The 18131-nt window shown below is 69.0% G+C and carries 19 protein-coding genes and 2 pseudogenes; 3 read left to right on the forward strand and 18 right to left on the reverse strand.

Annotated features, from left to right (window positions below; all coding sequences use genetic code 11):
• Positions 1–143 precede the first annotated feature (143 nt).
• Positions 144–623: an RES domain-containing protein gene (locus F4X11_20095; GenBank protein ID MYN67299.1), complete on the forward strand. Its 480-nt coding sequence runs from the start codon at positions 144–146 to the stop codon at positions 621–623.
• A gap of 4 nt (positions 624–627) precedes the next feature.
• Here the strand turns inward: F4X11_20095 and F4X11_20100 are convergent, their stop codons facing one another.
• The gene (locus tag F4X11_20100) at positions 628–1101 is read right to left on the reverse strand and encodes a DUF2384 domain-containing protein (GenBank protein MYN67300.1); all 474 of its coding nucleotides are present in this window, start codon (positions 1099–1101) and stop codon (positions 628–630) included.
• 236 nt (positions 1102–1337) lie between these two features.
• On the opposite strand from F4X11_20100, the gene F4X11_20105 reads away from it, so the two are divergent.
• A complete protein-coding gene (locus F4X11_20105; GenBank protein MYN67301.1) occupies positions 1338–1799 on the forward strand; it encodes a nucleoside 2-deoxyribosyltransferase in 462 nt (153 codons plus the stop codon).
• 27 nt (positions 1800–1826) lie between these two features.
• Here the strand turns inward: F4X11_20105 and F4X11_20110 are convergent.
• From F4X11_20110 to F4X11_20125, 4 genes and pseudogenes are all read right to left on the reverse strand, one after another.
• A pseudogene (locus F4X11_20110) lies at positions 1827–2063 on the reverse strand (oxidoreductase, large chain).
• Between the two features lie 87 nt (positions 2064–2150).
• Positions 2151–2525 (reverse strand): hypothetical protein, encoded by a 375-nt coding sequence (locus tag F4X11_20115; GenBank protein MYN67302.1) that lies wholly within the window; start codon positions 2523–2525, stop codon positions 2151–2153.
• Positions 2522–2752 carry a DUF433 domain-containing protein gene (locus F4X11_20120; protein ID MYN67303.1) on the reverse strand — a complete coding sequence of 77 codons (231 nt, stop codon included), beginning with the start codon at positions 2750–2752 and terminating at the stop codon, positions 2522–2524. Before F4X11_20120 ends, F4X11_20115 begins: the two co-directional genes overlap by 4 nt.
• Before the next feature lie 160 nt (positions 2753–2912).
• Positions 2913–3376, reverse strand: a pseudogene (locus F4X11_20125) (hypothetical protein).
• Between the two features lie 678 nt (positions 3377–4054).
• Between F4X11_20125 and F4X11_20130 the strand changes: the two are divergent.
• Positions 4055–4708 (forward strand): hypothetical protein, encoded by a 654-nt coding sequence (locus tag F4X11_20130; protein MYN67304.1) that lies wholly within the window; start codon positions 4055–4057, stop codon positions 4706–4708.
• A 380-nt stretch (positions 4709–5088) separates the two neighbouring features.
• On the opposite strand, the gene F4X11_20135 is transcribed toward F4X11_20130, so the two are convergent.
• The 13 genes from F4X11_20135 to F4X11_20195 form a co-directional block, all read right to left on the reverse strand.
• Complete coding sequence (locus F4X11_20135) at positions 5089–5778, reverse strand: hypothetical protein (protein ID MYN67305.1); 690 nt, start codon at positions 5776–5778, stop codon at positions 5089–5091.
• 126 nt (positions 5779–5904) lie between these two features.
• On the reverse strand, positions 5905–8271 hold the full coding sequence (locus tag F4X11_20140; GenBank protein ID MYN67306.1) for a carbon-monoxide dehydrogenase large subunit: 2367 nt from the start codon (positions 8269–8271) through the stop codon (positions 5905–5907).
• A gap of 23 nt (positions 8272–8294) precedes the next feature.
• Complete coding sequence (locus tag F4X11_20145) at positions 8295–8774, reverse strand: (2Fe-2S)-binding protein (GenBank protein ID MYN67307.1); 480 nt, start codon at positions 8772–8774, stop codon at positions 8295–8297.
• Positions 8775–8776: 2 nt separating this feature from the next.
• Positions 8777–9649 (reverse strand): xanthine dehydrogenase family protein subunit M, encoded by an 873-nt coding sequence (locus tag F4X11_20150; protein MYN67308.1) that lies wholly within the window; start codon positions 9647–9649, stop codon positions 8777–8779.
• 11 nt (positions 9650–9660) lie between these two features.
• The gene (locus tag F4X11_20155) at positions 9661–10422 is read right to left on the reverse strand and encodes a membrane oxidoreductase (protein MYN67309.1); all 762 of its coding nucleotides are present in this window, start codon (positions 10420–10422) and stop codon (positions 9661–9663) included.
• A gap of 1 nt (position 10423) precedes the next feature.
• The gene (locus F4X11_20160; GenBank protein MYN67310.1) at positions 10424–11599 is read right to left on the reverse strand and encodes a VWA domain-containing protein; all 1176 of its coding nucleotides are present in this window, start codon (positions 11597–11599) and stop codon (positions 10424–10426) included.
• Positions 11592–12455, reverse strand: coding sequence for a MoxR family ATPase (locus F4X11_20165; GenBank protein ID MYN67311.1), 864 nt, complete (start codon positions 12453–12455; stop codon positions 11592–11594). The genes F4X11_20160 and F4X11_20165 overlap by 8 nt, the downstream gene beginning before the upstream one ends.
• Before the next feature lie 34 nt (positions 12456–12489).
• Complete coding sequence (locus F4X11_20170) at positions 12490–13641, reverse strand: YHS domain-containing protein (GenBank protein MYN67312.1); 1152 nt, start codon at positions 13639–13641, stop codon at positions 12490–12492.
• A gap of 5 nt (positions 13642–13646) precedes the next feature.
• Entirely contained in the window at positions 13647–14264 is a 618-nt protein-coding gene (locus tag F4X11_20175; protein MYN67313.1) for a nucleotidyltransferase family protein, read from the reverse strand.
• Complete coding sequence (locus F4X11_20180) at positions 14254–15378, reverse strand: XdhC family protein (protein MYN67314.1); 1125 nt, start codon at positions 15376–15378, stop codon at positions 14254–14256. The genes F4X11_20175 and F4X11_20180 overlap by 11 nt, the downstream gene beginning before the upstream one ends.
• Positions 15379–15624: 246 nt before the next feature.
• Positions 15625–16053, reverse strand: a complete 429-nt coding sequence (locus F4X11_20185) for a type II toxin-antitoxin system HicB family antitoxin (GenBank protein ID MYN67315.1) — start codon at positions 16051–16053, stop codon at positions 15625–15627.
• Positions 16054–16253: 200 nt separating this feature from the next.
• A complete protein-coding gene (serC, locus tag F4X11_20190) occupies positions 16254–17339 on the reverse strand; it encodes a 3-phosphoserine/phosphohydroxythreonine transaminase (GenBank protein ID MYN67316.1) in 1086 nt (361 codons plus the stop codon).
• Between the two features lie 7 nt (positions 17340–17346).
• Positions 17347–17970, reverse strand: coding sequence for a DUF1015 domain-containing protein (locus tag F4X11_20195; GenBank protein MYN67317.1), 624 nt, complete (start codon positions 17968–17970; stop codon positions 17347–17349).
• Positions 17971–18131 lie beyond the last annotated feature (161 nt).

Here is an 18131-nt window from a genome sequence, read left to right on the forward strand (position 1 = left end):
GCATGGCGTGCATCGGACAGCGGGGAGCTGACGTTGCGGCAAGATATGAGCGGCAGGCGTTGGAGCGGGAGCGCCATGAAGCAGTGCGTGGGCGGTGACGAGAACCAGGGGAACCACGCAGACCTACTGGAGGAGCGGCGCCGGTGACCTCGCGTCGCCTCGACGAGTCGTTGCGAGCCTACCGGATGGGCGATCCAGCGGGGGAACATCCGGTGTACAGCGGCGCCGGGTCACGCAGGTACCCCGGCCGCTGGAACGAACGCGGCCAGACTGTGATCTATGCGTCCGAGCATTACTCGACCGCCCTGCTGGAGACGCTGGCGCGCACTGGCGAGATGCCGCGGAACCAGCATTATGTTGGAATCGAGATTCCCGCCGGGGTGACGTACGAGGTGGTCACGAAGGACAATCTGCCGGGTTGGTGTGATGTCGACGGCGCGGTTGCGCGAGCGTTCGGGTCGGCGTGGTACCGGGAACGGCGGTCGGCGATCCTGATCGTGCCCAGCGTTGTAGCGCGAGTGGAGCGCAACGTGCTCATCCATCCGCACCACGACGACGCCGGTTCAATCAGGGTCGGACTTGAGACTCCCGTCTACTGGGATTCGCGCCTGTTCGCTCGGTGAAGGATCACACCGCGACCCCGGCTCTCGCTTCACCGATGATCCTGACGACGAGATCGGCGCCGGTCGTCGACTCCCGGGCTACATCCAGGGGCGTGCGCCCACCGAGCAACAGGTGCGGCCGGTTGAGAAACCGTACCATCGCGGATTCGTCGTCCGCCCACAGCCTGCGCGCTTCCAGTACCACACGCGCCACGCCATGAACGCGCTCGCTCATCTCGCGCGTAAGTTGTTGACGTGACCGTTTCTGAAGGCGGGACCAGGTCGACCGCGACAACAGCGTGAACTTCGCGTGCGGGTCGTCCGGGGCCATGACCTGCGCGACCCGGTCGACGGCTTGCAGGGGAAGCCCCTGTTCGATCTGGTTGACGAGGGACAGGCTGCTCATCTTCCGCCATGAAGGTAGTCCCATGAGCCGCGCAATCTCGGCCGCCTCGCTGAAGGACCCCGTCGTGCCGCTGGCGAGCGCCTCGTCCGCCATCTGCCCTCCCCGAAATCGTCAGATGACACAATTATAGTTGCAGGTGACGGACAGCCGCAAGTGGGCTCCTGCCCGGCACGATTCCCGCGTCGAGACGGCCGGCGGGGGGCAGTAGTTGGCCTTGAGTCACGTCGAAACGACGTGTCGCGGGCCGGTTGGGATCCGCTCGCGCGGCTCAGCGTTCGCGTGAACTGACAAGATCCTTACCGCACCGCTGGCGGTACGCTGGTGGGACCATGCCAAAGACGCTCTATCTCGCCAACCCCTACGGCTTCTCCGCCCAGCAGAAGGCAGGGCCGCTGGCGGCGCTCGTCGACGCGCTGACGGCCGCCGGCGCCGAGGTGTGGGAGCCGTTCGCCCGCAACACTCATTTAAACACGGGCGCCGCCGGATGGGCCTACCGGGTGGGGCAGGCGGACGTGCGCGACGTGCGCGAGGCCGACGGCATCTTCGCCGTGGTCAACGGCTGCCCGCCGGACGAGGGGGTGATGGTGGAGCTCGGCCTCGCGATAGCCTGGGGCAAGCCGACCTTCCTGTTCCGCGACGACTTTCGCCGCTGCTGCGACAGCGACGTCTACCCGCTGAACCTGATGCTGTTCACCGGCATGCCGGAGACCGGCTGGGAGGCGTACTGGTACGGCTCGGTCGAGGATATCGCCGATCCGGACAAGGCGCTGGCGCGGTGGCTCCCGGAATGAGCCGCCGGGAGTCCAGAATGCGGGCTCCTACAGGCCGGCGCCCTTGTCCTTCAGGATCCACCACACCTTCTCGGGCGTGATCGGAATGTCGATGTGCCGGACGCCGAGGTGCGCCAGCGCGTCGACGACGGCGTTGGCGATCGCCGGCGGGGCGCCCACGGTAGCCGACTCGCCGACGCCCTTCGCGCCCTGCGGATGGTGCGGCGACCGGGTCACGGTCTAGTCGGTCTCCCAGCGCGGCGTCTCCATCGCCGTGGGGACCAGGGTAGTCCATGAAGTGCTTTCTCGGCCTCGCGCGCTACTGGCGCAAGCGCGGGGTGACGGGCGGCGAATAGCGCCGGTGGCGGATGATCAGGAGTGCGGCTGAAGGGGAAGCAGGCGAACGCGCTCCTGGTTGGGGCTCAGGACCACAACCGCCCCTTTCGCGATTTCCGCTGCGTGTCGGCGCAGCACCCCGACGAGCATCGTCGCAGACTCGGCCGGTAGCAGGCGGTACGTGCGTAGCAGCACGACGCTGGGTGAGCGGCCACCGGCGAGCGCGAGGATCCGCCCGAAGTCGAGGTCGTGGGTCAACACGACGAACCCGTGCCGACGCGCCCACTGGAAGACCTCCCGGTCGGAAGCCGCGCCGTCGCCGACGGTGCTCCAGTGCCGGGCCTCGAGGCCCGCGCGTTCCAGCGCCTCGACCCACCGAGGCGACAGGTTCATGTCGATGAGGAGCTTCAACTCGAACCGACCGCGACTTCCTGCTCCTCGCTGCGCCACGCGGCATACGCGAGCGCCTGGCGGATGTCGTCACGCTCGAGATAGGGGTAGGCGGCCAGAACTTCGTCCGGGTCATGGCCCGCAGCCAGAAGCCCCACGATGGTCCCCACCGTCACGCGAAGCCCCCGAATGCACGGGCGCCCTCCCATGACGTCTGGATCTCGCGTGATTCGATGCAGTCTGGTCACGGATCCAGTATAAGCCTCAGATGACGCGTGATGTCAGACGCGACGGCGTCGTCCAGCGGAACGGACGAGCGGGACCAAACCCGCCCACGTCGGATGCTGATTGGTGCGTGTAGCCGGACAGATCCGCTATTCGGACTTGGACGCGGAGTCCGGCGCATCGTCACCCGCTCCTGTGGACGGCCCCGGTGTCCTTCAGGATTCGCCACACCTTCTCGGGCGTGATCGGAATGTCGATGTGCCGCACGCCGAGGTGCGCCAGCGCATCGACCACGGCGTTGGCGATCGCCGGCGGCGCGCCCACGGTGGCCGACTCGCCGACGCCCTTCGCGCCCTGCGGATGGTGCGGCGACGGGGTCACGGTCTTGTCGGTCTCCCAGCGCGGCGTCTCCATCGCGGTGGGGACCAGGTAGTCCATGAAGCTCCCGCCCGATATGTTGCCGTTCTCGTCGTAGCTGATCTCCTCGAGCAGGTGCCGAAGCGGGCGGTCGCCTTGCCGGTGGGATGGACCCGGATCTCGCACGAGTCGAACATCTTGAGGCCGAGGATGTCGAAGGTCCGGAAAGGCCCGGCGCCGATGATCTCGGTGAAGCTCGAGATGCCGATGCCCATCAGCCGACGCCCCCGCCCGACATCGACGTCGAGGTCTGGGCTCGTCGACGAGATGCGCGGCGACGTCGAGCAGCACGTTCCGGCCGCGGAAGCTTCGCTCTACGGCACCGCCGCGCCGCTCGATCAGTGCTTTCTGGGCCTCGTGCGCTACTGGCGCAAGCGCGGGGTGACGGGCGAATTAAGGCGGCGGGGGGCACGGTCTGCAGCCTTCCCGAACAGGCTGCGCCGGCTCCGGTGCCCGTGTCGCTTGATCCTGGAAAATCTGGCACAATGTACGAGCGGGTGATTTTGATCGGATGCCTACCTCGCCGTTCTGATGCTTGCCGCGCTGGACCGTTTCGGCCCGGTCGTCCGCCGGAAAGCCCAGGTCGCCGTTCTTGGAAATCCTCCTCTAGACACGTTACACTCGCGCGGGCTTGACAACGCACCGCGATCTGTGAATCGAAAGGAGGTGGCAGGGTAAGTCTGTCCTTCCCCATCGAGGAGAATAGGAGGCGAAAATGAGGAATCTTGTCGAAACTGTACGGTCGGCGTTGAGCCGTACCTCTCCTCCGGCACGCCCGGTCGAAGATGCCCGTCGCCAAGCCGACCGGCAGGTCGTCGTGCAGCAGACCCGCGGAAATCTGTCGATTCAGTTCGGCAACTACGCGACGAAGAACGACCTCCAGCGCGAGTACGAGGAGTTCAAGAGCATTGACTTCGACGCTGACTGAACATCAGGTTGCCCCTGTTGCAGGGGCAGCAGATCCTGATCTTGCCGACATCCTACAGGAGACACTCGCTCTGTACGAGACGGCAGACAGGTTCGTGCGGGAGGTCGGGACGTTCCGTGAAGACGCGGTGATTCCGGCGCTGAACGAGTTGCGGTACGCCGGTCATCACGTCGTGCAATCCATCGATGCCGGCGGAATGGTCAGGGACGCCAGCCAGATCCGGAAGGCGCGCGGGCACTGCGAGCGGGCGTTGTACGAGGCTTCAGAGGCAGGAATAATGGTGGCTGGTCGCGCCATCGTCTCATTCCGGAAGAGCTACCCGGGCATCGTCATCTCGGAAGTCGTCAAGGACTACTCCGACTTTCGGCTGCTGGCGAAGAAGGCGCAAGCCCAGGTCGACGCTGGACGGGCAGATCGAGAGTCCGTTCTCGGCCAGACGCAGGAGTTCATGGAGACCTATCGCCGTCTGCGCGAGGCCGTTGATGTGCTCGACGCCAGCCGTGACGACCTTGAAGCGAAGAGAGAGATCAACCGGAAGGCGGACCGGCAATTCGTGCTGACGTTGGCGACAAGGATCAGTCTGGGTGTCTTGGCTGCCGCAGTGGCGCTGATTGTAGCCCTCTGGCCCCAGTAGTTTGGCCCTCTCCGCCGTCGCCGGACCTCCCAGCCCGGCCACGGAAACCGCACCCCCGAACCCCCCGAACCCCGAACGCGAACACCCGTTGCTTCCGAGGTAGCGGAGCAGCGGCGCCTCGACGGAGTGGCTTGACAACGTCGGTCGGACCCCCATCAACGTCGAATTAGGCTCGACACCGTCGGCCCCCGCCACCGGACCCGCTGCTTCGCCCCGACTGCGTTGGCTTGGACAGCAGTTGCAGGGCATCGAGGAAATGCTCTTGCCGGCGGCGTTCGGTCCGAATAGCACTGTCAGCGGTTCGAGCGTCACCTCGACGTCCGCCAGCGATTTGTAGCCCTTGATGTGCACTCGCTTCACGCATGTCTGGTCATCCATGATCACTCCGGTCGGCGATGAGAAGAGTTGTGGCGCGGATAGCGAAGATGTCCCCACCTCTCGGAACTCGGCTCATTGGCAATGTCGCGCTTCATGATGTTCAGCACTGCAGGAATGACTTTCTCCATGATGCGGCTCCCGTCCCGCAACTGTTTCCGACCCCATCCATTCCGAACGGTGACTCCCCCGTGAACGATCTGGTTTCGCAACGTATACAGTCTTCTGAAGATCCTGGGAAGCGCTTGTCGAGGATCTAAATCTAAAGAGCCCGGGGTTATGGCTCTCTCGACGCCTCCATTTTCTTCCGCGAATTTCCCTGCGTCAAACGGGCTCTTGGCCCGGACGCAATCCCAGTAGGGTTCGTATATGAACTCGTTCTTCATCAGACCGCGAATCGCTCTGGCGCACTCTTTCCCGGTGACGATGGCCTGAAGCCGTCGTGTCGGTCGATCCCGCTCGCAAATCTTATGGAGAAACTTCTCTTGTATCTCGGTCTCACAGGGACCGCGTGGGCCTTCGGCGCCGAAACGTCCATTGTCTGCCGTCTGTCCGTAGGCGGCGTTGAACGAAATCCAAAGATACAAGAACCTCTCGACATCAGAATGTGCCCTCTTGCTCTTTTTCAGCCAGCTACGCGCCCGGCGCACGCGGTCGTCATTCTCCGTCCTGATGGTCCAGATTTCGCCAGACATCGTCATCTCCGTACCCGCGCCTTCGAAGCCCTCCCGGCTGTTTGGATGGTTCGAAGGCTCTTGCCCTGCCGGCTGCCCGATGAAGCGAAGCCGCGTGATGGCCTACCAGAGACCTCATCGAAACCGCTACAGCCCGGCCCCGTTGTCCTTCAGGATCCGCCACACCTTCTCGGGCGTGATCGGGATGTCGATGTGCCGGACGCCGAGGTGCGCCAGCGCGTCGACGACGGCGTTGGCGATCGCCGGCGGGGCGCCCACGGTGGCCGACTCGCCGACGCCCTTCGCGCCCTGCGGATGGTGCGGCGACGGGGTCACGGTCTTGTCGGTCTCCCAGCGCGGCGTCTCCATCGCGGTGGGGACCAGGTAGTCCATGAAGCTGCCGCCCGAGATGTTGCCGTTCTCGTCGTAGCTGATCTCTTCGAGCAGCGCCGGCGCCATGCCCATCGTCAGGCCGCCGTGGATCTGCCCGTCGACGATCATCGGGTTGATGATGTTGCCGCAGTCGTCCACCGCCACGAAGCGGCGGATCTTCACCTCCCCCGTGCCGCGGTCGATGTCGACGACGCAGATGTAGCTGCCGAACGGGAACGTCAGGTTCGGCGGGTCGTAGTACGAGACCGCCTCGAGGCCGCCCTCCATGCCCGGCGGGTGGTTGGTGTAGGCCGCGAACGCGATCTCCTGGATGGTCTTCGTCTTCTGCGGCGCGCCCTTGACGGAGAAGGCGCCCGGCGTCCACTCCAGGTCGTCCTCGCTCACCTCCAGCAGGTAGGCGGCGATCTTCTTCGCCTTGTCGCGCACCTTGCGCGCCGCCATCGCCCCAGCCGCCCCGGCCGTCGGCGTCGAGCGGCTGGCGTAGGTGCCCAGCCCGTAGGGGGCGGTGTCGGTGTCGCCCTCCTCGATCTCGATGTGGGCGGCGGGAATGCCCAGCTCCTCGGCGAGCACCTGCGCGTAGGTGGTCTCGTGGCCCTGGCCCTGCGACTTGGTGCCGAAGCGGGCGGTCGCCTTGCCGGTGGGATGGACCCGGATCTCGCACGAGTCGAACATCTTGAGGCCGAGGATGTCGAAGGTCCGGGAAGGCCCGGCGCCGACGATCTCGGTGAAGCTGGAAATGCCGATGCCCATCAACTCGCCCCGGGCGCGCTTGTCGGCCTGCTCCTTCCGCAGCTCGGCGTATCCGATCCGCTCCATCGCCTTCTCGAGGGCGCCGTGGTAGTTGCCGCTGTCGTACTCCCAGCCCAGCACCGACTTGTAGGGGAACTGCTCGGCGGGGATGAAGTTCTTCAGGCGCAGCTCGGCCGGGTCCATTCCGAGCTCGAGGGCCACCATGTCCGTGAGCCGCTCGATGGTGTGGACCGCCTCGGTCACGCGGAACGAGCAGCGGTAGGCGATGCCCCCCGGCGGCTTGTTCGTGTAGACGCCGTCGACCTCGGCGAAGGCGTGCTGCAGGTCGTAGGATCCGGTGACGATGGAGAACAGCCCGGCGGGGAACTTCGACGGGTTGGCGGCGGCGTCCGTGTAGCCGTGGTCGGCCACCGTCTTGATCTTGAGCGCCGTGAGGGTGCCGTCCTTCGTCGCCCCGAGCTCGGCCTTCAGGTGGTAGTCGCGCGCGAAGGAGTCGGCCTGCAGGTTCTCCATGCGGTCCTCGACCCACTTGACCGGCTTGCCCACCACGACCGACGCGGCGATCGCGAGCACGTACCCCGGATAGACCGGCACCTTGCCGCCGAACCCGCCGCCGATGTCGGGGGAGATGACCTGGATCTTCTCTTCCGACAGCCCGACGTGACCGGCCACGAGGGCCAGCACCGTGCGGATGGCGTGCGGGGCCTGCGTCGTCATGTAGACCTTGAGCTTGCCCATGACCCGATCGAAGTCGGCGACGCAGCCGCAGGTCTCGATGGACGCGACGTGGATGCGCGGGATGTAGATGTCCTGCTTGACGACGACGTCGGCGCCGGCCAGCGCGCTCTCCGTGGCGGCCCGGTCCCCCACCTCCCAGTGGAAGATGTGGTTGTCCTTCTTGTCCTCCTTGTCCGTGCGCAGCACCGGCGCGTCCGGCTCGAGCGCCTTGAACGGATCGACGACGACCGGCAGCGGGTCGTAGTCCACCTCCACCGCCTCGACCCCGTCGGCCGCAGCGTAGCGGTCGGTGGCGACCACCGCCGCCACCTCCTGCGCCTGGTACATGACCTTCTCGGTCGGCAGCACCATCTGGGTGTCGGACATCAGGGTCGGCATCCAGTGCAGGTTGTACTGCTCGAGGGTCTCGCCGGTGATGACCGCGAGCACGCCGGGGATCTTGAGCGCGTTCTCCGAATTGATGGACTTGATCCGCGCATGGGCGAACGGGCTACGGACGATGTCCAGGTAGAGCATCCCGGGAAGCTGGATGTCGTCCACGTAGTTGCCCTGGCCGCGGATGAAGCGCGGATCCTCCTTGCGCTTCATGGAGTGGCCCATGCCGCACACTTCCGGCGTCGTCTGGGGTGCCATGGTTTCTCTCCTCCGCGCCGTCCCTACGCAGATTCACGCAGCTTCGCGGCCGCGTGCTCGATGGACTTGACGATGTTCACGTAGCCGGTGCAGCGGCACAGGTTGCCCGAGATCGCCTCCCGGATATCCGCTTCGCTCGGATCGGTGTTCCGCTCGAGCAGGGCGCGCCCGGTCATCAGCATGCCCGGCGTGCAGAAGCCGCACTGCAGCCCGTGCTCCTGCTGGAACCCTTCCTGGAGCGGATGCAGCGCGCCGTCCTGCTCCAGTCCCTCCACCGTCTGCACGTCGCGGCCGTCCGCCTGCACGGCCAGCACGGTGCACGACTTGACGGGCTCGCCGTCGAGCAGGACGGTGCACGCGCCGCAGTGCGTCGTGTCGCAACCGATATGGGTCCCGGTCAGGCGCAGCACGTCGCGGAGCCAGTGCACGAGCAGGAGTCGCGACTCGACCGCGGCTTCCTGCGCCTCCCCGTTCACGTTGATCCGAACGTCGTGTGTCGCCATGCCTACTGTCCTCCCGCCCGCTCGACCGCCCGGGCGACCGCACGACTCGTCAACACGCGCGCCATGTCGCGCTTGTACTCCACCGACCCGCGCCGATCGGCGCTGGGTGAGGTGGCCTCCGCGGCCAGCCGCGCCGCCTCGGCGATGGCCTCGGCGTCCGGCTGCCGCCCCCGGAGATACCCTTCCGCCGCGGTCGCCTTGATCGGCGTCGGTCCGGCGTTGGTCAGACCGATCCCGATTCGCGCGATCTCACCCTGCGCGCCGAGCGTGACCTGCGCCGCCGTGGCGGCGGTGGCGTAGTCGCCCACCTTGCGCTCGAGCTTGATGTAGGCGCCGCCGCTGCGGGCCGGAGGCACGGGAATCCTGATCTCGGTGAGGATCTCCGCGGGCGCGAGCGCGGTGGCGAACAGCCCCGTGAAGAAGCTCGTGACCGGCATGGTGCGCTCGCCCCCGGGGCCGCGCGCCACGACCTCCGCTTCGAGCGCGAGCATCGTCGCCGGGTGGTCGTTCGCCGGGTCGCCGTGCGCCAGGTTGCCGCCCACCGTGGCGCGGTTGCGCACCAGCGGGTCGGCGATGACGACGGCGGTGTCGAGCAGGATCGGGTACTTCTCGCGAATCAGATCCGAGCGTTCCAGATCGGCCTCGCGCGTGGCGCCGCCGATGCGCAGGTACCCGTCCTCCTCGGTGATGCCCGTGAGCCCCGGGATGCGCCCGATGTCCACCAGGTGGCCGGCGTCTCCAAGGCGGAGCTTGAGCAGCGGCAGGAGACTCTGGCCGCCGGACAGCACCTTCGCTTCGTCGCCGAGGCGTGCGAGCAGCGCCACCGCTTCGTCGAGCGTGTCCGGTGCGTGGTAGTCGAATGCCGACGGAATCATTGGGACGCTCCTTAATCCACAATCAGCCACAGGATCGCGGCCACGACGACGACGGCCAGCCAGAAGCCGGGCCGGCGCACCAGTCGGCCGAGCGCCCGCCCGCCGACCTGGGCCCCGAGAGAGACGGCGTCGATCGCGTCGTCGTCGGGAGCATCGCCGCCGGCGCCGGCGGGAGCCCGTGCACCCGTGGACTCCGCAGGTGGGCGCGGGGCTCCCGCGGAGTCCGCGGGCCGGGGCGCCGCGTCAGGGCCGTCTCCGGCCGCGGCGTCAGGAACGGGCCGGTCGCCGGCCGCGCCGTCCGCTCCCGCTTCGTCGCCCGCCGACTCCAGCGCGGCCCGCATCGCCTCGGTGAACTGCCGGAACATCTGGTCGCTGACGTCCTGGATCAACCCGCGGCCGAACTGCGCCAGGATGCCGCTGATGTTCACCGTCGACGACACGGTCACCTCGGTCTCGGCGGGGCCGTGCTCGACGACCCGGCTCGTCATGCGCATGTCGGCGCCGCCCTTGCCGCGGACGTCCTGACCGGCCGCGACGATCTCCGCCACGCCTTCGCCTTCGTCCAGCCGCTCGAAGCGCACCGTGCCCTTGTAGCGGGCCGAGACCGGGCCCACCTTGACGGCGATCGTGCCGGCGTGGGTCCGCTCGTCGACCTGTTCCGTGATCGCGGCGCCGGGCAGGCAGCCGGCCACCCTGGACGGATCGGTGAGAAACGCCCACACCTCCCGCCGGCCGGCGTTGACGACGAACTGCTTCTCTATGGGAATGGCCATGTCACACGCCACTCTCGGTGCTACGCGGGGTTCCGCCACCAGCCGCCAGAAGGGGCAGCAGCCGTTCGAGCGATTCCAGATTGTGCGCGGGCACGAAATGTTCGACGTAGGGGAGAGCGGCCTGCATGCCTCGCGCCTCCGGCCGGTAGCGCGGGTCGCCGAGCAGCGGGTTGAGCCAGATCACCTTTCGCGCCTTCTCCCCGACGGCGCGCATCGCGTCGGCGAGCTTCGCGGGGCTGTCCAGGTCCAGCCCGTCGCTGAGCACCACGACGACGGTCTTCGCGCTCACCAGCGTATCCAGGTACCGCGTGACGAACTCGTCCAGACTCGCGCCGATCCGGGTCCCGCCGGACCAGTCGGGCACGCCGGCGGCCAGGCGGTCCAGGGTCGGACCGATCTTGTCCGGTGTCAGCCACGGCGTCAACCGGGTCAGCGACGTGTTGAACGCGAAGACCTCGCAACGCCGCACCACGCGCTTGAGGGACAGTGCGAAAGTCAGCAGGAAGCGCGTATGCGGATCCATCGAGCCGCTGGTGTCGCACAGCAGCACCACGTCCGGCCTCTCCACGGCGCGGTCCCGCCGCGCCAGCGAGAGGAACTCGCCTCCGGTGCCGACCGCCCAGCGGAAGCTGCGCCGCAGATCCGCCCGGCCGCCGGTGCGGACCGGCACCAGGCGCCGGCTCGGCCGGCATCGCAACCGGCGCGCCGCCCGGGTCAGCAGACGCTCCATGGCGGGCAGGTCGTCCGGGCTCCAGTCGTCGAACGGCTTGCGGCGCAGGAGCACCTCCGAAGAGTAGCCCGGCGTGTCTCCGGCCGTCCTTTCGCGCCCAGGTTCGCCGGGAAGCTGTCCGATCGCCTGCATCCAACGCCATTGGGGGATCGGTCCGGTCCGGTCGGAGCGCGGCCGCGACGGCGGTTCCCGCGGGGTGGCCGGCGGCTCGACGGCCGGGGCGGCCGCCCAGAAGTCCTGCAACAGCTCGTCGAACGTGTCCCAGTCGGACCGTTGGATCTTCAGCGCGGCGCGCAGCGCAAAGCGAACCTCGTCGCGATCGTCCACATCCACCAGCAGGAGCGCGGCCGCCCCGTCGATCTCGTCGCTCACGCACACGCCGACGCCGCGTTGCCGCAGTCGGCCCGCGAAGCGGGCCAGCCGTTCCACGATGTCACGGTCAGGCATCGGCGCTCGGTGATCGTGCCTGGGCGAGCAGTGACTCGACGTCCTGCGCGGTCAGATCCTCCACGTCGTGGTGGTCCTTCAGAACGCACCCGAGCGTTTCCTCCACCGTGTCGACATCGAGCCGATCCTGCCGCAGAGCCACCAACGCGCGGGTCCAGTCCAGCGTCTCGGCGACGCCGGGCGCCTTGTGGAGACGGCGCGCGCGCAACGCCTGCATGACTGCCGCCACTTCCCGGGCCAATTCACCGATGACCTCCGGCACCCTGGCGCGGATGATGCGGATTTCCTTCTCCAGCGACGGGTGCTCGACGTACAGGTAGAAGCAACGGCGGCGCAGCGCGTCGCCGACCTCGCGCGTCCGGTTCGACGTCAGCACGACGTACGGCACGTGCGTGGCGGCGATGGGGCCGAGCTCGGGAATCGTCACCTGGAAGTCGGAGAGGATTTCCAGCAGGAAGGCCTCGAAACCGTCGTCGGCCCGATCGATCTCGTCGATCAGCAGGACCGGCGGGCCCTCGCGGCGGGTGATGGCGCGCAGCAGCGGGCGTTCCAGCAGACAGTCGCGGCTGAAGATCATCTGCTCGGTCTCGACCGGTTCCCTGCCGTCCGCTCCCGCGATGCGGAGGCGCAGCAGTTGCCGCTGGTAGTTCCACTCGTACAGGGCCGTGTTGACGTCGATCCCCTCGTAGCACTGCAACCTGATCAGCTCGGTGTCCAGCATCCGGGCCAGCACCTTGGCGATCTCGGTCTTGCCCACGCCAGCCTCCCCCTCGACGAGGAGCGGCTTGCGCATCGTGCGAGCCAGGTAGACCGCGGTGGCGATGGCCGGCTCGGCGATGTACCCCTCCCGCTCCATCGCCGCCTGCGTCTCGCGCACCTCGGGCCGCACGCTACCCCTCCGGCGCCGCCGCCGCGGCGTACTTCTGCGGCTCGGCCAGGAACTGCTCGCGGCAGTGCGCGCAGCAAAAGTAGTAGGTCCTTCCCCCGACGTCGGCCTGGTGGCTGGCCGCCGCCACGGCGACGGACATGTCGCACACCGGGTCGCGCGCTGTCTCCGGGGCGGCCGCGGGGGGAAACGGGTCCTGCTCGGTCCGCGTGACGGGTGCCGGAGACGCCGGACCGGCGCCGGGACCGGATTCGCGCGCGGTGGCGACGGTCGCGGCCGGAGCCGGAGCCTGCTCGGTCCGCGTGGCCGGGGCGGGGGGAGCAGAACCGCGGCCGGGACGGCGGTCGCTCTCTTGCCGGGGACCCTCGGCGCGGACGCGCCGGGTGATCTCGGCGAGGATGCTCAGGGCAATCTCCTCCGGCGTCTCCGCGCCGATGTCGAGACCGGCCGGATTGGCGATGCGGTCGAGCTGCTCTTGTGTGGCGCCGCGCGCGGCCAGCGTCTCGCGCATCTGTCCGAACCGCTTGCGGCTGGCCACCACGCCGACGTACGCCGGCATCAACCGACTGGCGGTCCAGGCCGCCTCCTCGTCCCGCTGGCCGAGCGTCGCGACGACGGCGAAGCAACGCGACGCGTCCTGCGCCGACCCGGGAGGCTCGACGGATTCGTCGCTGGTCACCAGGCGGCCCGCGTCCGGGAACAGCGTCTCGCTGGCCTCCGGATCGACCGCTTCCACCCGGTAGCCGAGCACGGCGGCCAGGCGCGCCAGCGCCCGCGCGGTGGGCGACACGCCGAAGATCAGCAACCGGCGCGCCGGCAGCAGCGGCTCGATGTAGATCTCCACGCTTCCCCCGCTGTGGCAGGCCATGGGAAACACCGTCAGTCCGGGTCGAGTGTGCGATATCGAGTCGGGGTCGCGGACGATCCCTATCAGCCGCGGCTTCTCGTCCGCGAGGGCCGCGAGCGCCTCCCGAATCACCGTCGGCCGCGTGCAGCTTCCCCCCAGCCAGCCGTGGAACTCGCCGTCCGGGGTCACGACGGCGCTGTCGCCGACCCGGGCCGAGCTCGGGGGCTCGCGGCGGACCACCGTGGCCAGCGCGAACGCCTCGCTGCGGCCGGCGAGTTCGGACGCAAGCTGCAGGATTTCGGTGCGCATCGATGTCAGGCTCCCAACTCCGCCTTGATCCGCTCGTAGTCCTCGGGAACGTCGATGTCCTGGAGCGCCGCCGCCGGCCAGGAGACCGCGACCGCCTCGTGACGATGCCGCCGCACGACCTGCCGCCCGCAACCTTCTCCCGACATCTGCCGGAGCTCGGAGAACAGCGCACGGTCGTACAGCATCGGCGGCGCGTTGACGTCGCCGTAGGCGGAGATGACGAGCGGGGCCGTGCTCTCCCGGTAACGCGTGACGAGACTCGCGACCATGCGGGTGGTGACGAACGGCATGTCCGCCAGCATCACCACCGCCGCCGGCACGCCCTCCGGTACGTGGCAGATGCCGGCCCGCAGCGACCGGTTGATCCCCAGCGCGTGATCGGGATTGTCGACCGGCGTGCACGCCAGTTCCGCAAGCTCCGCTCGGGCCCGCTCCGCCTCGTGGCCTACGACGACGACGACCGGATCGAGCCCGGCGTCGATGGCGCGCCGCACGACCCGTCTCAGCAGCGTCTCGCCGTCGAGCTCGAAGAACAGCTTGTTGCGTCCCATGCGGGTCGAGCTGCCGGCGGCGAGGACGACGCCGGCCACCGGGCCGCTCCGCTCAGACGGCTCAGACGGCATGGATGACACCTTCCTTCTCGCGCAGGTGGCGCGGCACGCTCGCGGCGCGGACGGCAAGCAGCTCCGCCACGACGCTCACGGCCACCTGCTCGGGTCCGTCCGCGGCCAGATCGAGACCGACGGGGGCGAACAGACGGTCGGCGCCCGCCTCGATCTGCGCGCCCACGCCGTCGAGCTGTTCGAGCATTTCGTCTCGGCGGGCGCGCGGACCGAGAAGGCCGACGTAGGGGACATCGGTCCGCAACAGGCGCCCGACCCAGTCCCGGTCGTGGGCGAACGAGTGAGTCATGACCACCGCGTAAGTGCGCGGGCCGAGCGGCAGCCCTTCCAGGCCGGCGGCGGGTCTGCGGTCGATGCGCTCCGCACCGGGAAAGCGTTCCGCGGACAGGTAGGCGGGACGGTGGTCGACGACCGTCACGCGGAACCCGACCTGTGACGCATACGCCGCGAGGGGAATCGCGTCGTCGCCCGCGCCGCAGATGACGAGCCGGGGCGGCGGTACGTGTACCTCGGTGAAGACCTCGGTCGATGGGAGACCGATGCCGGTCGCTTCGATCTCGTAGCACTGCGATTCGCCGGTCGCAAGGAGCGCCTCGGAGCGTCGGGCAATCACGCGATCCAGTTCGGGCCCCCCCGTCGAGCCGGCTGGCGGGGCATCGCCCGATACGAGCACCCTGCCCAGGACCGCGGCTGGACCGCGGACGACGGTGGACGCGGCGAACGGCGCATCTCCAGCCAGACGCGCCCGCACGCGGCGCGCCGCGTCCACGGTGTCCCCGGAGGTGGCCGGCTGAACGAAGATGTCGACCGCGCCATTGCAGCCCAGGCCAAGTCCCCAGACGGTGCGATCATCGTCGCCGGTTTCGTAGTGGCGGAGGCAGGGCGCTCGCTCGCGCATCACCGCCATGGCGATCTCGCGCACGTCCGCCTCGAGGCATCCGCCGCTGACGCCGCCGCGAGTCGCGCCGCTCTCTTCCACCAGCAGCTTGGCGCCGGGGCGCCGGTACGCGGACCCCTCGATCCGCACGACGGTCGCCAGCGCCGCGTGCCGGCCAGCCGCCGCCAGCTCGGCAACACGGTCCACGATCTGCGACGTTTCCTGCCAGTGCTTCATGGTGGATCGGTCGCACCGGGGCAGCCAGCCGTGATTCTACATGGGCGGAACGATCCCGAAGCTCCGGCGTCGGGTCGCAACTGGCCGCGGCAGGACCGTGGAGTCACCCACTGGCCGGTCAAATTCCGCGGTCCGGAAACAAACCCGGCAGCCCGTCTGCCGCTAGCGTGGCGGGAAAGGCCAGCCGTGGCGGCGCGCGATGGCTGGCCGAGATCGTCACTGTGTCCTCCGGCAGCGCGGCGCCATTCACGCCGCGGTGGATTCCACGACGAGCTCGCGGCCGAGCAGCCTCAATGCCTTGTGGAGCCGGTTGGCGGAGGTCGCGTGGCGCGGGTCCAGCATGCGCCGGACGACCTTGTCGTCGACGCCGAGACGCCGGGCAAACGCAACACGTGACAGGCCGCTGTCCCGGAAAGCCAGTACCAGCGCCGCCTTGGCGGCCATCGTTGGAGGCACGGCGACTCGATGCTCGCCGGTGCGCCGGGCGCTGGGTCGCGGAATCGGATCGCCGTCGATGATGCGGCCTGCGATCGTCTCCTCCAAGGCGTCTGCGGCTTCGGTCAGCGCCTCGGCATCGTTCCTGCCGGAGGTCAGACATTCCGGCAAGTCGCGGAAGGAAACGACGGCCTCGTCGGGAGCGGCACGCTGCAAACGCGCGGGGTAGATGAAACGCATCGGCGACCTCCGGAACACGTACGCTTACCGAACATCCCGGTCGGTGAGGCCCAACTGACGGAGCATGGCGGCCAGTAGTCCCGGGCCGAGTTCCTTCCGGAGGTCCTTCACGATGGTCTTGCGGTCCCCATAGTGAAGGACATCGAGTGACGCCATGCGTCGGGTCCGGCGTGCAGCCCGCCGGGATGCCCGCGGGCCGGCTACCCGTATATCCGCTCGAATTCGGCCATGAACGCAACGAGCGCGTCGACGCCCGCTTCGGGAAACGCGTTGTAGATGGAGGCGCGCAGGCCGCCGACCGACCGGTGGCCCTTGAGGCCGGCCAGATCCGCGGCGCCGGCTTCCTGGATGAATCCGGCCTCTAGCTCCGGCGTCGCCAGCCGGAACGTGACGTTCATCCGCGAGCGGCTGTCCCGATCGGCCACGCCGCGGTAGAAGTCGGTGCGGTCGATGGCCGCGTACAGCTTCGCCGCCTTGCGTTCGTTGCGCTCGGCAACGGCCTCCAGGCCGCCCTGGTCGCGCAGCCACGCCGTGACCAGCGACACCACGTAGATGGCGAAGACCGGCGGCGTGTTGGGCCGGGAGCCGCCCTGGACGTACGTGGCGTAGCGGAGCAGCTTCGGAAGCGACGACGGTCCCCGCTCCACCAGGTCCGGTCGGACGATCGCCACCGTCACACCGGCCGGCCCGAGGTTCTTCTGCGCGCCGGCGTAGATGAGTCCGTGCCCGGCGACATCGATCGGGCGGCTGAGAATGTCCGACGACGCGTCCACGACCAGCGGCCGATCACCGACGTCCGGCATGGCCGGCCACTGCGTCCCCGCTATGGTGTTGTTCGTCGTCGCGTGGACGTACGCGGCGGTGGGCGAGAGGTCGATTTCCGCTGCCGCCGGCAGACACCGGAAACCCTCCGCCGCCGTGGTGGCGGCCACGCGCACGGACCCGAACTTCTCCGCCTCCCGCGCCGCCTGCACGGCCCACGACCCGGTCAGCAGGTAGTCGGCCGTTCCGTCCGCGGGCAGCAGGTTCATCGGGACCATCGAGAATTGCAGCGTCGCGCCACCCTGGAGGAACAGGACGTGGTAGTCGTCGGGAACGCCGGCCAGAGCGCGGATGTTGGCCTCGGCCGCCGCCAGGATCTCGTCGAACGCCGGGGACCGGTGGCTGATCTCCAGCACCGACATCCCCACCCCCGGCAGCGCCGGCAGGTGGTCGCGGATCTGCTCGATGACCGGCTCGGGAAGCACCGCCGGACCGGCGCCGAAGTTGAAGACCCGTTCCGCCACAGAAGCCTCAGATGGTGTGAATCAGCAGGCCGTCGCGCAGCTTCGGCTCGAACCAGGTGGATTTCGGAGGCATGATGCCGCCCACGTCCGACACGGCGAGCAGCTCGTCCGGCGTCACCGCCGCCAGCGAGAAGGCGACGGCGGCCGCGCCGGAATCGACTGCCTGCTCCAGGGCCGCCACGCCGTGCGCCCCGCCGACGAATCCCACCCGCGGATCGGTGCGGATGTCCGCCACGTCGAGCAGCGGCGCCAGGATCCGGTCCTGGAGGATGGCTGCGTCGAGCCGCGCGGCCGGCGCTCCGGTGCCCCCCGCAGCGCCGACGCCCGCCGGTTCGATGGTGTACCAGACGCCTTCCAGGTACATCGCGATCCGGCCCTTGGGCGGCACCGGCGGTCCCCCGGCCGCGACCGGAAATCGCGCCCGCAAAGCGTCCAGGAGCTCCGCCGCGGTCCGGCCGGCGAGGTCGGCGACGGTGCGGTTGTACGGCAGGATGCGGGTCTGCCGGTCGGGAAACGCCACCCCGAGAAAGAAGCACGCCTCGTGTTGCGAATCGCCGCCGGCCAGCTCGTCGCGCGCCCGGGCGGCGCTGGCGATCCGGTGATGCCCGTCGGCGATGTACACGGCCGGCACGTCGGCGAACGCGCCGGGGGGGGGGGGGGGGGGGGGGGGGGGGGGGGGGGGTGAAAAGGGCGGGGGGGGGGGCGGGGGAGGGGGGGGGGGGGGGGGGGGGGGGGCGGGGGGGTGGGGGTGGGGGGGCGGGGGGGGGGGGGGGGGGAGGGGGGGGGGGGGGG

The sequence above is a fragment of the Acidobacteriota bacterium genome, from assembly GCA_009861545.1.
Lineage (GTDB): Bacteria > Acidobacteriota > Vicinamibacteria > Vicinamibacterales > UBA8438 > WTFV01.